The organism is Patiriisocius marinistellae (genome assembly GCF_009014635.1).
GTDB lineage: Bacteria > Bacteroidota > Bacteroidia > Flavobacteriales > Flavobacteriaceae > Patiriisocius > Patiriisocius marinistellae.
In genome coordinates this window covers 19,032-34,153 of sequence record NZ_BKCF01000004.1, presented here as the reverse complement: position 1 = coordinate 34,153, position 15,122 = coordinate 19,032, and the positions used below count along the sequence as shown (strand labels likewise).

14 protein-coding genes are annotated in these 15,122 nt (G+C 33.4%); 5 read left to right on the top strand and 9 right to left on the bottom strand.

Translation table 11 applies throughout. The features are described from left to right. Window positions 1-30: 30 nt before the first annotated feature. Window positions 31-1,311, bottom strand: coding sequence for an amidohydrolase (locus GB234_RS10520; RefSeq protein WP_151894530.1), 1,281 nt, complete (start codon window positions 1,309-1,311; stop codon window positions 31-33). A gap of 285 nt (window positions 1,312-1,596) precedes the next feature. On the opposite strand from GB234_RS10520, the gene GB234_RS10515 reads away from it, so the two are divergent. Then, a complete protein-coding gene (locus GB234_RS10515) occupies window positions 1,597-3,918 on the top strand; it encodes an ATP-dependent helicase (RefSeq protein ID WP_151894529.1) in 2,322 nt (773 codons plus the stop codon). On the opposite strand, the gene GB234_RS10510 is transcribed toward GB234_RS10515, so the two are convergent. Further along, on the bottom strand, window positions 3,915-4,805 hold the full coding sequence (locus GB234_RS10510; protein ID WP_151894528.1) for an alpha/beta hydrolase: 891 nt from the start codon (window positions 4,803-4,805) through the stop codon (window positions 3,915-3,917). The genes GB234_RS10515 and GB234_RS10510 overlap by 4 nt on opposite strands. 146 nt (window positions 4,806-4,951) lie before the next feature. Between GB234_RS10510 and GB234_RS10505 the strand changes: the two genes are divergently transcribed. The 3 genes from GB234_RS10505 to GB234_RS10495 all read left to right on the top strand — a co-directional run bounded on the left by GB234_RS10505 (window position 4,952) and on the right by GB234_RS10495 (window position 6,774). Continuing rightward, a complete protein-coding gene (locus GB234_RS10505; protein WP_151894527.1) occupies window positions 4,952-5,161 on the top strand; it encodes a hypervirulence associated TUDOR domain-containing protein in 210 nt (69 codons plus the stop codon). Window positions 5,162-5,228: 67 nt separating this feature from the next. Beyond that, window positions 5,229-5,846 (top strand): L-threonylcarbamoyladenylate synthase, encoded by a 618-nt coding sequence (locus GB234_RS10500; RefSeq protein ID WP_151894526.1) that lies wholly within the window; start codon window positions 5,229-5,231, stop codon window positions 5,844-5,846. A 193-nt stretch (window positions 5,847-6,039) separates the two neighbouring features. Next, window positions 6,040-6,774 (top strand): flavodoxin family protein, encoded by a 735-nt coding sequence (locus tag GB234_RS10495; RefSeq protein WP_151894525.1) that lies wholly within the window; start codon window positions 6,040-6,042, stop codon window positions 6,772-6,774. Between the two features lie 38 nt (window positions 6,775-6,812). On the opposite strand, the gene GB234_RS10490 is transcribed toward GB234_RS10495, so the two are convergent. The 5 genes from GB234_RS10490 to GB234_RS10470 all read right to left on the bottom strand — a co-directional run bounded on the left by GB234_RS10490 (window position 6,813) and on the right by GB234_RS10470 (window position 12,631). Continuing rightward, complete coding sequence (locus tag GB234_RS10490) at window positions 6,813-8,243, bottom strand: AAA family ATPase (protein ID WP_151894524.1); 1,431 nt, start codon at window positions 8,241-8,243, stop codon at window positions 6,813-6,815. Between the two features lie 109 nt (window positions 8,244-8,352). Beyond that, window positions 8,353-10,053, bottom strand: coding sequence for a phytoene desaturase family protein (locus GB234_RS10485; RefSeq protein ID WP_151894523.1), 1,701 nt, complete (start codon window positions 10,051-10,053; stop codon window positions 8,353-8,355). Between the two features lie 168 nt (window positions 10,054-10,221). Then, complete coding sequence (locus GB234_RS10480) at window positions 10,222-11,079, bottom strand: OmpA/MotB family protein (RefSeq protein WP_151894522.1); 858 nt, start codon at window positions 11,077-11,079, stop codon at window positions 10,222-10,224. Between the two features lie 88 nt (window positions 11,080-11,167). Further along, window positions 11,168-12,163, bottom strand: a complete 996-nt coding sequence (locus GB234_RS10475; RefSeq protein ID WP_151894521.1) for a glycosyltransferase family 2 protein — start codon at window positions 12,161-12,163, stop codon at window positions 11,168-11,170. A gap of 12 nt (window positions 12,164-12,175) precedes the next feature. Next, entirely contained in the window at window positions 12,176-12,631 is a 456-nt protein-coding gene (locus tag GB234_RS10470; RefSeq protein WP_151894520.1) for a type I restriction enzyme HsdR N-terminal domain-containing protein, read from the bottom strand. 173 nt (window positions 12,632-12,804) lie between these two features. Here GB234_RS10470 and holA point away from each other — a divergent pair, with 173 nt between their 5' ends. Then, on the top strand, window positions 12,805-13,809 hold the full coding sequence (holA, locus tag GB234_RS10465) for a DNA polymerase III subunit delta (protein WP_151894519.1): 1,005 nt from the start codon (window positions 12,805-12,807) through the stop codon (window positions 13,807-13,809). Between the two features lie 9 nt (window positions 13,810-13,818). Here the strand turns inward: holA and GB234_RS10460 are convergent, their stop codons facing one another. Beyond that, window positions 13,819-14,502: a DUF6090 family protein gene (locus tag GB234_RS10460; protein ID WP_151894518.1), complete on the bottom strand. Its 684-nt coding sequence runs from the start codon at window positions 14,500-14,502 to the stop codon at window positions 13,819-13,821. Window positions 14,503-14,557: 55 nt separating this feature from the next. Next, entirely contained in the window at window positions 14,558-14,929 is a 372-nt protein-coding gene (locus tag GB234_RS10455; protein WP_151894517.1) for a DoxX family protein, read from the bottom strand. Window positions 14,930-15,122: the final 193 nt, after the last annotated feature.

Below are 15,122 nucleotides of genomic sequence, written 5' to 3'. Positions count from 1 at the left end.
TAAACAATTTTTTTTGTTTGTCACTTTATTTTATTCATTCAAAAAGTCTATTGCTAATTGTGATAATGCTTTTACTCCAAGCAACATCCCGGCATCGTCAATTTGAAAATCTGGTGTATGGTGTGGATATGGATTTGTGTTTCCAGGTGTCATCCCACCTAAGAAAAAATAAACTCCAGGAATTTTTTCTTGAAAATAACTAAAATCTTCACCTCCAGTAACCGCTTTCATATCTTCTACCTTATCTGCCCCCGCAACACCTTTTAAAGTTTCAATAGCTTTCACAGTAAGTGCTGGGTCGTTATAAGTTACAATGGTATTGTTTTGCCATTCAATCGTTGCTTTACCTCCATATGCTTTTGCGATGTCGCCTGCCATTTCGGTCATGCGCTTAATGATGAGGTCTCGCATATTTGGATCTAATGTGCGAACCGTACCAATTAACTCAGCACTTTCAGGGATGACATTAAAACGTGTTCCACTAGTTATTTTTCCTACTGTAATTACTGCGGGTGCATCAATCAAATTAGACTCGCGAGAAATAATTGTTTGAAACCCATCAATTATTTTTGCCGAAATTAATATAGGATCAACTCCACTCCAAGGTGCAGAACCGTGCGAACCTTTTCCTTCTACATTAATCACAAAACGCTCCACCGCAGCCATAATACCTTCGGGCTTTAATTTAATCGTTCCCACCGGAGTTCCGCTATTTATGTGTAATCCATAAATTGCATCAACATCTGGGTTTTTAAGAACACCTTCTTTTACCATTAATTTTGCGCCACCTTCTTCACCGGGAGGTGGGCCTTCTTCGGCTGGTTGAAAAATAAATTTTATTGTACCGTTGATTTTGTCTTTGTGCTTGCTCATTACTTCGGCAACGCCCATTAATATTGCAATATGTGTGTCATGACCACAGGCGTGCATTACGCCAGTTTCGGTGCCTAGGAACGTATCTTTTACATTGCTTTTAAAAGATAAATCGTTTCTTTCGGTCACTGGCAATCCGTCTATATCTGCTCTCAAAGCAACGACTTTTCCAGGATTGCTACCTTTAAGTAAACCTACAACCCCCGTTTTTGCGATACCTGTTTGCACTTCCATCCCTAAGCTTTTTAAATGCTCCTCAATTTTCTTTGCAGTGTTAAATTCGCGGTTGGAAAGCTCTGGATTTTCATGAAAATAATGACGCCAATCGATAACTTGGCTTTCTATATTTTCAATGTCTTTTAAAATAGATATATCTAATTGTGCATTTGCACTAAAGACTATTAATGCAAATAGGAGGAGGGTGTATGTTTTTTTCATATTTTTTATTTTACTTAATTCGCTTTACTTCGGAAATATAGTACAACCATTAATTGAAAAATGAATGAAGCATTTTGTTCGGTAATGTCACTTTAATGTAAATTGTAAGTACAATCAACGCTAAAGATATTCAATTAATATCATTTCAGAAGTGAAAAAAAGTTTGTTTATAATTTCTGAAAATAGCTTCGGAAATTTTAACCTAAATTGAGTATTTTCGAAGTAGTAAAAAATCTGCTTATTTCGAAACCCCATTATATTTCCGAAGTACTAAAAATCAAACATTTGCAAGAATATTTAGATCAACTCAATGAGGCACAATTAGCGCCTACGATTCAAAAAGACGGTGCCATGATTGTTATTGCTGGCGCAGGCTCTGGCAAAACACGTGTGCTAACATACCGTATTGCTTTTTTAATGTCAAAAGGTGTAGATCCTTTTAGTATTCTCGCACTTACGTTTACTAATAAAGCAGCCCGCGAAATGAAAAAACGTATTGCTGATATTGTGGGGACAAGTGAGGCTAAAAACCTATGGATGGGAACGTTTCATAGTATTTTTGCTAAGATTTTACGGTTTGAGGGACATCAATTGGGGTACCCTTCAAATTTTACAATTTATGACACGCAAGATTCTCAAAGTGTGATTCGAGCTGTTATTAAAGAAATGCATCTTGACAAAGATGTGTATAAATACAAGCAGGTTTATTCGCGAATTTCGAGTTATAAAAACAGTTTAGTTACTGTAAAGGCATATTTTAATAATCCAGAATTAATGGAAGCAGACGCCATGGCAAAAATGCCGCGTTTAGGTGAAATCTATAAAAGCTATTGCGATAAATGTTTTAAGGCCGGGGCGATGGACTTTGATGATTTATTATTGAAAACAAATGAGCTTTTAACACGTTTTCCAGCGACACTTGCTAAGTATCAAAATCGTTTTAGGTATATTCTAGTTGATGAGTACCAAGATACAAACCACAGCCAATATTTAATTGTAAAAGCATTGAGTGATAAGTTTCAAAATATATGCGTAGTAGGTGACGATGCTCAAAGTATTTATGCTTTTAGAGGCGCAAATATTAATAACATTCTCAATTTTCAGAAAGATTATGATGATGTTAAAACATATCGTCTAGAACAAAATTATCGTTCCACAAAAAATATTGTTAATGCAGCAAACAGTATAATTGAAAAGAATAAAACACGTCTTGATAAAGTGGTGTGGACAGCGAACGATGAAGGTGTGCCTATTATGATTAATCGCACAATGACAGATGGTGATGAAGGAAGATTTGTAGCCAGCAACATTTTTGAAACACAAATGAACGAGCAGCGTAAAAATGGTGATTTTGCCATTTTATATCGTACAAATGCGCAATCAAGAGCTATGGAAGACGCGCTTAGAAAACGTGATATTCCTTATAGAATTTACGGAGGATTAAGTTTTTACCAGCGTAAAGAAATTAAAGATGTACTCTCATATTTACGTTTAATTTTAAATCCTAAGGATGAAGAAGCTATTAAGAGAGTGATAAATTATCCAGCTCGTGGAATAGGGCAAACAACCATTGAGCGATTAACAGTTGCTGCAAATCACTATGACCGTTCTATGTTTGAAGTGATGAAAGTTCTAGACAAACTAGAATTAAACATTAATAATGGTACAAAGAATAAATTAAAGAATTTTGTTACTATGATTGAAAGCTTTCAGGTTGTTAATCAAACGATGAATGCTTTTGAAATTGCTGAGCACGTAGCTAAAAAAACAGGCCTTTTAACTGAGCTTAAAAAAGACGGTACACCTGAGGGAATTGCTCGTATTGAAAACATTGAAGAGTTGCTAAACGGTATGCGAGATTTTACCGAAGAGCAAAAAGAACTTGCTGATGCAACGGGAAGCCTTTCAGAATTTATGGAAGACGTAGCACTAGCAACAGACCTTGATAATGATAAAGGCGATGATGATAGAGTTGCTTTGATGACTGTACATTTAGCAAAGGGATTAGAGTTTCCGTACGTTTATATTGTAGGGATGGAGGAGGAGCTATTCCCAAGCGGGATGGCAATGAATACGCGTGCCGAGCTTGAAGAGGAACGTAGATTGTTTTACGTTGCATTAACACGCGCAGAGAAGCAAGCGTACTTGACATACACGCAATCTAGGTATCGTTGGGGTAAATTAATAGATGCTGAACCTAGTCGCTTTATTGATGAAATAGCCGAAGAGTACAAACAATACCTAACGCCAATAACAGAACATCGCTATAAGCCTCTTTTAGATGCAGATATTTTTGATGAGGTAGACAAAAGTAAATTGAGATTAAGCAAGCCTGTTGCAGGAAAGGCACCTACGGGACCTAGTGAAGATCAACTTAGAAAACTAAGAAGGCTTAAGCCTGTAACTAGCAGCGCAGACAAAAATTTTGACCCAGCTGCAGCTAACTTAAATGTAGGAACATTTGTAGAACATGTGCGTTTTGGAAAAGGGCGTATAAATAAAATTGAAGGCGTAGGCGCAGATACGAAAGCCGAAATTAATTTTGAAAACGGAGGACTTAAAAAGCTGTTACTTCGTTTTGCTAAGCTGAATGTATTAGATAATTAATCAATAGCTAAGTGTGCTTCGATAAAAGCAGATAATTTTGCTTCAACGTCTGCAAATTGAATTGTATTCCAATTGCCATGTCCACCATCATACACAGTATATTGATGTTCAATACTGTTTGCCTCAAGAGCAGCATTGAGCCTGTCTCCATTTGTTAATGGTACTAACTCATCTTGATTACCATAGAACATAATCGTAGGACTTGTTCTAACACTTACTTGTAATGCAGGGCTTAACGCTGTTGCAAAATTTGTATTTGGGGGGTATTGAGATTCGTCTGTGAAAAAATTTAATAAAGTACTAAAATTAGGATTATCAGCGTAAAAAGGATCTGTAAAATCTGATGGCCCAACAATATCTGCCACAAACTTTACTTGATCATTTGTATCATACACAGAGTCGTATTGTAACGATATGTGTGCTCCAGCACTTAAACCAATTAAACCAAATTCTGGTAAAATTTGTAAAGTTTCGCGCTCTGCGGTTAACTTTGTTATCACTGCTTTTAAATCTAAAAATTGATTAGGGAACGCAGGTATTGTTGGAATAACCGCGAGTCTATAATTCATATTTACTATCGCATGATTAGGGTTGTTTTGTTGTATTAATGAAATATAACCAGTCACATCTGCTTTGTCGCCTTCAATCCATCCACCGCCATGTACAAGGATAATTACTTTAGTTTTCTCATCTGTTCGGTTTGCGGGAAGATATAAATCATAGACCTGTTGACTATCATTTCCGTAGGAAACATTTTGCTGAAAAGAAGCTTCAAGAGGCTCAGAGTTTTCCATCATTTGAGGAATTTCATTTATAGACTCATCATCATTACAGCTAATAAATGATGATAAAATGAGGAATGAGAATAAATAAAAAGTGGTTTTCATTAACAAAGTTTTTAGGATAACGTAAAAAAACTATTTTTATGTTAATGAAGTGTTATTCTGTTGGTAACACTAAAAAACTATAATTATTTTAGTTTGGCGGAGCACTTTGTAATCCTAATGCTTCGGAAATATTAAATAATTAAACTATGATAAAAGAAGGAACAAAAGTAACTTGGAAATGGGGTAGTGGTTCTGCTAGCGGAAAAGTAAAAAGTACCTTTACAAAAAAAGTAACTAGAACAATCGATGGTACCGAAGTAACACGAAACGGAGAAGAAGGAAATAAGGCATTATACATTGAGGTAACAGATGGTAACAATGTTCTTAAGCTAGAATCTGAAGTAGAACGCGCTTAAATTAAATTATTAAACTAGAATTAATTAGGTAATTCTCAATTTAAACCTCAATCCTAAATATAATAATATGGCAGAATTAATTAAAATTTACGAAGATAATCCTAACCCTAAAGAGATAAAAAAAGTTGTGAATGTACTTCGCAACGGAGGATTGATAATTTATCCTAGCGATACAGTATATGCTTTGGGGTGCGATATTACGAACAAAAATGCAATGGAGCGAATAGCTCGTATTAAAGGCGTTAAACTAGAGAAAGCAAATTTTGCATTTGTTTGTGAGGATTTAAGTAATCTTAGTGATTACGTTAAACAAATTGATGGTGCTACCTTTAAATTATTAAAACGTGCCCTTCCAGGTCCTTATACATTTATATTAGAAGCAAATAATAACTTGCCATCTACTTTTAAGAAAAAGAAGGAAGTAGGGATTCGTGTGCCAGATCATAACACGGTGCGTGCAATTATACATGAGTTAGGAAATCCAATTATTACCTCATCGATAAAAGATGAAGACGAAGTTCTAGAATACACAACAGACCCAGAACTTATATTTGAAAAATGGGAAAATCTTGTCGATTTAGTAATAGATGGTGGTTATGGTGGTAATATAGCCTCAACCGTTATTGATTTGACAGGTGGTGAGCCAGTGCTTATTAGAGAAGGAAAAGGAAGCTTAGAGGTCTAGTTTATATCAAATTAAAATGATTTTATATACCTTAAAATAAAGGGATGATTTCTTTGTATGTAAGTTTAGTTTGTAATTAACGACGATAAATAGACCTCAATTATTACGGAGATTCATTCAAGTTTATTTAAGTTTGGTAAAATTACTAGGCGGTTTGAATAAAATAGCCTTCTAATTTTCTAAAACAAAAAACATGAAAAAACCAGACTTTAGTAATTTAAAAGTTGTCTATGTAAATTGTACACTTAAAAAATCGCCAAGCGAAAGCCATACTGAAACATTAATTAGTGTTTCTAGAAAAATTATGGAAAAAGAACATGTTTCAATTGATGATATTAGATTAGTTGACCATGAAGTGCCACCGGGTGTCTATCCAGATATGACAGAGCATAATTGGAATGCAGACGAATGGCCTCAATTGTTTGAGCGTATTTTTGCAGCAGATATTTTGATAGTAGGAACCCCAATCTGGCTTGGTGAAAAATCATCTGTCGCTCAAAAATTAATTGAGCGATTATACGCTATGAGCGGTAAAACAAATGAAAAAGGACAGTATCTTTTTTATGGCAAAGTAGGAGGTTGTGTAGTCACTGGAAACGAAGATGGAGTAAAACATTGTGCTATGGGTATTTTATACGCTTTGCAGCATATAGGCTACTCTGTGCCACCACAAGCAGACTGCGGTTGGATAGGCGAGGTTGGCCCTGGTGCTAGTTATGGAGATACTGAGTGGAATGGAAAAAAATTAGACAATCCAGTAGGATTTAAAAGTGATTTCACAAACCGAAATACAACATTCATGACTTATAATTTACTTCATTTAGCAGCAATGTTAAAATCAAATAGTGGATACTCTAGCTACGGTAATTCTAGGAAAGATTGGGACGCTGGTACACATTGGGCATTCGAAAATCCTGAATATAGATAATTTTTTTTCTACTGAAATTTTCTTCGATTGATTTTTTTTTAGTCAAAGAAAATTTCAGTAGTTAAATCATTAGTTACAATTTCAGATTTATATTTATTTTCAAGGACACCATACGTGCTAATAAATGTGAGATGAATTACTTTTCTAGTATTTGTCACGGTTTTTAATCCCTGCAATTTTGTACGCAATTTTTTGGCATAGTCTATATTAATAGTAAACTCGTCTGCATAGAATTTCATTTCACAAATATTGATAATGTCATCTTTTCGATCTATCAAAAGATCAATTTGAAATCCTTTTCCAAAGCGGTCATCACCTTTGTGTAAAAAACTATTTACACTAGTTTCGACTGCCGAAATTCCCAAGGCATTCTTAATGTTGTCAACATGTTTCATACAAAGGGATTCAAATGCATATCCCACCCATATTTTGTACCCTTGACTTTCACTAACTCGCATCCAACTATTTTGACCACTCACCCGCTTGCCATCCATAAATTTTAGATAGAATAAAGAATATTCGTCAGTTAATCGAAATAATGTTTGCTTCTTTTTATTTTCTAATGGTTCATACGTAGAGATAAAACCAGAGCTTTCTAATTCTTTTAAAACTTTAGAAAACCAGCCTCCATCAGTCATGCTTGTAGCACTTAAAATTTCTTGTCTATCAAGTCCTTTTGCTTTAGTTGCAAGTGCTTTAATAATTTGAATATGCTTACTTGAATTATCAAAGAGTGCAGCATATAATTGATCAAACTCATTGCGAAGGATACCATCTTTTGAAAAGCATAGCTCTTGAATATTCTGTGCTGTACTTTTTCCTTTTTCAACATGGTTGAGATAATGAGGAATACCTCCTATAGTTAGGTATAATTGGATTATTTGATAATCTGTTAAGGACACTTTTTTTGCTGTAAGAAACTGTTTAGTTTCCTGTAAAGTAAAAGGCATCAAGGTAATTAGTTTTGTAATTCGATTGTGCAGACCTCCTTTTGCATTAACAACATTATCTAGCATCCAAGAAGCTGCTGAGCCACAAACCACCACCACTATATTTTGTTGAGAACCCCAATTATTCCACCAGTGAGCTAATGCTTCTGTAAAACCTGAACGTCGTGTTGCCATCCACGGTAACTCATCAAAAAATACAACAGGCTTCTTTTTAAATTTTGATTTAGTAATCGCTTGGCTTAAAATATGAAACGCTTCTAACCAACCTTCAGGCTTTGATAATGGTGTGTCAGTTTCAAAATACTGATTCATTTGAAACGTAAAATTTAAAAGTTGATTGTTGAGGTCAGCATCTTTAATGCCTGTCATTTCAAACACCTTTACTTCTTTATAAACTTCTCTAATTAAAAAAGTTTTACCCACACGCCTTCTACCTATTATTGCTAGAAAATGAGCATCACTATCTTTTAATAGTGACTGCATATGGTGGATTTCGGGAGTTCTACCTATTACTTTCATTAATTTATATTTCGCGGAATAGTGTAAATATAATAACTTTCAGCGAATTATAAATTTATATTTCGCGGAAACTATGTTAAAATAGGAGATTCCGCGATATATAAAATTATTATGTAGCAAACTTATTTACACCAGATGCTAGTTTTGCTTTTTTAACTTCCATCTTTTTCAAAATCCATTGTGGATATTCACTTGAGTCTTCAGCATTATAGGTTTTAACTTGCTGTTCTGGATTGGGTAGTAGTAATTCGTTTTGTTTTTTTCCTAAAATTAATCCTGCAGTTTGAACACCGCTGTAACTTGCACCAGCAACACCATGAGCAGCAATACTTGCTCCGCAGAGGTATAAGTTTTTAACTTCGCTTTTAGCTTTAAATCCAAACGGACCTATGTGTTTAAGTGTTTTTTCAGTTCCATAAACGCTACCATGAGTAGAGTTTACATAAAATTCATTAGTAATTGGTGTGCCAAGGTCTTTATGAACAATATGATTGCGTACTGTAGGCAAAGCTTTTTCTAAGGTCCTAATCATTTTTTCAGTAAGCCTAGCTTTAAAATCTAAATAACCTTCAGAGCGTTCTAAATCTTCGTTTTCATATTTTTTAAAAGAATCATAATTAATATAGGTAATTGCTTCAATTGTATGGTATCTCCCATCAAAACTTGGTGGATCTTTTAAAGTAGTACAACTAATAAACATTCCGGTAAAGGTTTCATCGCTTAATATATCTGCTTGTTGATTTCTTCGGAAATTTTCACTCATGTTACCTCCTTCAAGCATCCAGATATTTCCAGAGTCTAATCCCGCAGCCCTAACATCCATATCTACTGTTAAAAAAAGCATCAATGATGTGCAAGAGTATTTAGCTTTACCCAATTTTTCATAGAGTTTTTTACTTAAATTTTCTTTACCTATTAAGGTATTATACGTTATTCCAGGGTCTGCGTTTGAGATAATATTTTTTGCAAATAATTGAGTGCTATCTTCAAGTTCCACACCAATAGCACGTTTTTGCTTATTACCTTCAATCAATATCTTTTTTACAGCTGTACTTGTTTTTACCTTACTACCATGTTTTTTTATAGCATTAGTCATAGCCTTGATAATGGCACCACCACCACCCATTGGGTAATAACCTCCTTTAAAATAATGATTCATTAAAGCAGCATGTAAAACGAAGCTTGCACGGTCTGGCTCTACGCCATGGTCACCATATTGTACATTTAAAAAATCTTTAAGTAGGGGGTCTTTAATATGCCAATCTATTACGCGCTGTAAAGTAAATAAGCCATATTTTCCCATATCTTTTGTGCGAAATGGAATGGTTACTTTATCCCAGAAAGTTTTAACCTCAGGAATTAAGCTCAATTGATAACCAACTCTTTTTAATAGATTCAAATATTTTTTTATGCCTTTTTTTTCATGTGGAAAACGTTCTTGTAAACGTTTAATAAGCTCTTCGTGTGTGGAAGGATAATCAAATCTTTCTTCCCCAATCCAGCAATGCTCGTAAGCTGTGGGATTCATTTGAAAAAACGTAAGGTTACCACCTATTCCAAGTCCCTCGTATAATTCGCTTGTAGAGTTTCCATCTCCTTCATTTCCGCAAAGTCCTACGTAGTGTACTCCGGGGGTAAATCTATGACCGTTGAGGTAAAAACTGTGACACCAACCTCCAGGAACATCATGCTGCTCTAAAACTAAAACTTTTTGACCTTCTCTTGCAAGACAAATTGCTGAAGCTAGACCACCTGCACCTGCACCTATAATTATGGTATCGTATTGTTGAGACTTATAGTCGTCTTTCATTTAGCAGTATTTAAGTGGCTTACTCAAGTATTTGAATAGTCTCAAAGTTAGTTTATATTCTATTTAAAAAAAAGAGGAGTGAAATGATTAAGATTTCCGAAGAGAAAAGATATAAAAAAATCCCATTCGAGTTACGAATGGGATTCTAAATTTAATTTTTAAATTTAATTATTCTTCTGAAAGATTTTTCATTTCATCTTCAATCATTTCGTAAAATTGATCAATCTTAGGTAAGATTAAAATTTTAGTTCTACGGTTTGTTGAACGATTTTCTGGAGAGTCATTTGACACTAACGGAATGTACTCACCACGTCCTGCTGCAATTAATTGAGCTGGTTTAACACCTAGTGATTGTAATTCACGAACAATAGCTGTAGCACGTTTAACACTTAAATCCCAGTTGTCTAAAAGTGTACCGTTGCTGTTAAAAGGTACATTATCTGTATGTCCTTCAACCATTGCTTCAAAGTTAGGCTTCCCGTTGATTACGGTGGCAACTTTTCCAAGAATTTCTCTTGCACGAGATGTTACTTGGTAACTTCCACTTTTAAAAAGTACTTTATCACTTAATGAGATAAACACAACACTCTTCTCAACATTGATTTCAATATCTTCATCGTTGATACCAACTTCTTTTTTCAAGCTTGTAACAAGTGCTAAAGTCACACTATCTTTCTTAGTTAATGCGTCTTGTAAACGAGAAATTTTAAGATCTTTTTCTTTTAAGCTCTCTAAAGATTTTTCAAGATTTTTTGCTCCTTGAGTTGTCAAAACAGTCATGTCTCCAGATGTCTGGATTAAATCTTGGTTTGTTTTACGCATTTCTGCAAGACGTTCCTCAAGTGATTTAACTCTTGCGTTTGCTGCAGCTTTATCACTCTCACAAGAATTTAATTTTACAGTAGCGGTATTTAATAAATCTTGCGTGCTTTTTTGCTTGGCCTCAAGTTCTTTAAACTTTTTTGAAGATACACATGACCCTAAAACTAGAGTGCTGCAAAGCATTAATAACATGATTTTTTTCATAGGTTGTAATTATTTAAATTGTTAAATTCGATACCAAATGTATATAAAGGACGACAGAAATTACGGAGTTTAACAAAAGATTAGAAATTTATTTTAACATTTTAAAAGTCTTTCTTTTATTTATGAAGTATTGTTTGATAAGGTGTTTGTTTTTAGCGTATTGAAACGTAGATTTCCATTTTTTTCGTTTAGGAAAGAATGCCCAAATATGACTATAAAAAGAAATATGAGCTTTAAAAATTGAAACAAAATGAGAAGGTTTTCCTTCTAATAAAAACTTGAATGCGGCAATACCATCGAGTATCATTCTCAAAAATAAAATGCGGTAAATTTTTACTCCTTCAATATTTTTAAATAATACTAAAAGTGAATTTCTAAAATTATAAAAAGTTTTTTTAGGATTACCCGCTGCTAATGTTGCACCTCCTACGTGATAGACCTTAGAGCTCCCAAAATATTTAATAATCCCGCCATTACTTTGTAATCTCCAGCACAAATCTATTTCTTCTTGGTGTGCAAATAAATCTTCATCAAATCCGCCAGCAGCTACAAAGGCATTTTTTCTAATAAAAAGACAGGCACCAGTCGCCCAGAAAATCTCTGTATTGTCATCATATTGACCTTCATCTTTTTCAAGGGTTTCAAAAATGCGTCCACGGCAATAGGGATACCCTAAATTATCAATGTAACCTCCAGCTGCGCCTGCATATTCAAAATATGCTTTGTTTTTAAAGTCTAATATTTTAGGTTGTGCGGCTACTAAATTTTCGTGTTTTTTAAAAGCAGAAATAATTGGAGTTAACCAATTTTCTGTCACTTCAACATCACTGTTTAAAAGAACAAAAATATCTTCGGTTAAATGGGCAAGTGCGTCATTATAGCCTTTAGCATAGCCACCATTTTCATGGTTTTTAATAATTTGAACGCTAGGGAACATTTCTGTAGTAAATGCTATACTTGTGTCTGTTGAGGCATTATCTGCTACATAAATTGTTGCTTCTTTTGAAAATGAAAGCACTGATGGCAAAAACTTCTCGAGGAGTTTTTGACCATTCCAATTTAATATGACTACGGCAATTTTCACGGGTGTAAAATACTAAGAATGGTTGGGAATATAAGGAGGGAGTGACTCCAAAAATGAATAACGTTTATTTTCAAAATCCATATTGCAATAATAATGTTCTAACCCGTTTGTGACCATTAAATATTGTGCTTTTAATACATGGTTATAACGTGCAATTTGGTCAAAAGTTTCTTGAGTAATATTAATTTTTGGAGCTTTACATTCTACAATTAAATGAATACTTCCATCGCTGTTAAATGTAACAATATCGTAACGTTTAGTAGTGTCGTGTAACTTAATTTGCTTTTCCACATTGATTAATGAAAGTGGATAATTTAATTTATTAATTAAAAAATGTACACAATGCTGGCGCACCCATTCCTCTGGCGTGAGCACCATAAATTTTTTGCGAATAACATCAAAAATAAAGGTTTTTCCCTCTTTATTTTTAAGCCGAAATGAATATTGATTAAAGTATAATTGTTGCATTACGGTAAAAGTAGGAAAATTAGAAATTTTAAAATTTGATTTAAAGACTTCTATTATTAGTATTTCTGAAATTTGCCAAAAGATACACATTGAAGTTGTAAAGAAATAGTCGATTATTTTGATATTTTTACAACTTAATATTTCCGAAGTCACTTCAACCAGTCTTATAATTTATGTCTCTCCAAATTGCAAAAGAAATAGTCACGAACATCAAAAATGGTGATATTAAACCTGTTTACTTTTTGATGGGCGAAGAGGCGTATTATATTGATGCAATTAGTGATTATATTGAAAAAGCAGTACTTAGCGAAGAAGAAAAAGGATTTAATCAAATGGTTTTGTACGGTAGAGATGTAACTATCGATGACATTGTGGGGAATGCAAAGCGTTACCCAATGATGGCAGAACGGCAAGTTGTGATTGTCAAAGAAGCACAGGATTTGTCACGTACTATTGAAAATCTAGTTACTTATGTTGAGAGTCCTCAGCCTACCACAGTACTTGTTTTATGCTATAAGTACAAGAAACTGGATGCTCGTAAAAAATTATCAAAAGCAATTAAAAAGGCGGGTGTTTTGTTTGAGAGTAAAAAATTGTATGACAATCAAATTCCAGAATGGATAAAGAGAACATTAGCAAGTAAAGGATATACTATTTCGCCAAAGGCTGCCCAAATGCTTACTGAATTTTTAGGAACAGACTTAGGTAAAATTAATAATGAACTTGATAAACTTAAACTCATTTTAAAGCCGGGAGCCCAAATTACACCTCAAATTATAGAAGAAAATATAGGAATAAGTAAGGACTTTAATAATTTTGAATTACAAAAAGCAATTGGGGAACGGGATATTAGAAAAGCATTTTCTATCATTCAATATTTTTCTCAGAACCCCAAAAACAACCCTATTGTAATGACAGTTTCATTGCTTTATGGTTTTTTTGTAAAAGTTTTAAAGTATCATTCTTTGACTAACAAAGCGAGTGCAGCAAAAGAACTTGGAGTAAATCCATATTTTTTAAAAGACTACGAAAAAGCAGCCCGAAATTACCCAATGAAAAAAGTAAGTAGCATCATCGCTGCTATTAGAGGAGTTGACATGAAAAGTAAGGGTGTGGGTGCAGCAAATATGTCGCAAGGCGATTTGTTGAAGGAGTTGCTTGTTAAGATATTTGAGTAGTTAATAATATTATAACAGCCTATCATCAATATCTTCAATCAATTTCTTTGCCTGTTCATTATAATCATTTAGTTTTTTTATATAGTTATCACTAATCATTACTTTAAAATACGCTACTCTGTTTTTAAAATCTGGATCGTTTGTAATATAATCTATAAATTTTGGGTCGCCTTTTCCTGAAATAACTTTTGAAAACCAAGGATAATTATTTCTCCAGTGTTTAATATTTTCCATTACATTTTTACCAACTTCAATTCTCGTTGGTTCAAAGTTAATTTCATTTTCTTTATAAAATCCTAAAATATTAAAAGCTAAAGAGTCATTTTGAGAAATTGATAAGTTCAAATTAGATAGTAAAATTGAGCCTTTTTTATTTAATAAAATGGGAAATTCAAAAGCTAACATAGAAGCACAAAAAATACAAGATTTATAGTCATTCTCGCTTAGTTCATCATTTACTATTCTTTTTGCTAAGGTAGCTCGAGATTCATAATAAGGAATTGCTTTACTAATACTTAAAGTATCTTTAATTAAGTCAAACCTTATGTTGTTTAATATCCTTAAATATTCATTGTTTTCTTTCCTTGCTTCATTGTTATTATTAATATTCAATGCTAGTAAAATTCCAATCACTACTAAAACTATCTCGCCAATTGCGTATAATAGATACCGCCCAATTTTATTCTTGAACATATATTGAAGTTTTACTTTTTTTAAAGTTATTGACATTAAAAAGTTTTAATTTATATTACTTCTTATCAACACTATGTCTTCCTGGTCCTAAAAGAGTGATTGAAGCAAATGCAAATAAATATAATAATGCTTTTTCTTTTGTAGCAAGAGCATCTGCGCCATGAACTATAAATGCTGCAACACCCATTGCGATAACCACTGGAATGGAAGCGATTCTTGTCCTATATCCTATAATTATTAATAAAGGACAAATTACCTCAGCAATTACAATTAATATAAAAGATGGCACGCTACCTATACCTATAGGGTCACCAAACTCCATATTACCTTGTATAAGTTTCATTAATTTAGGGATGCCGTGCGTAAGCATCATCGCGCTAAAGGTGAGTCTTAAAAATAAAAGTCCAATGTGGTAGGTTGATGTCATGGGGAATAATTTTTTTTCTGAAATGAGCCTCAGATTATTATAAAGATTAAAATAAATTTAAATTCCGAATTTTTTAAAATTTCGGCTGAAAGCTAAAGTAACCAAAGAAATCTAAATTATAAATATCATAACGATTAATTTACATTTTCTTAAAATTTCAGAAGAAATCATAGCTATCTCACTAAAAATTCTT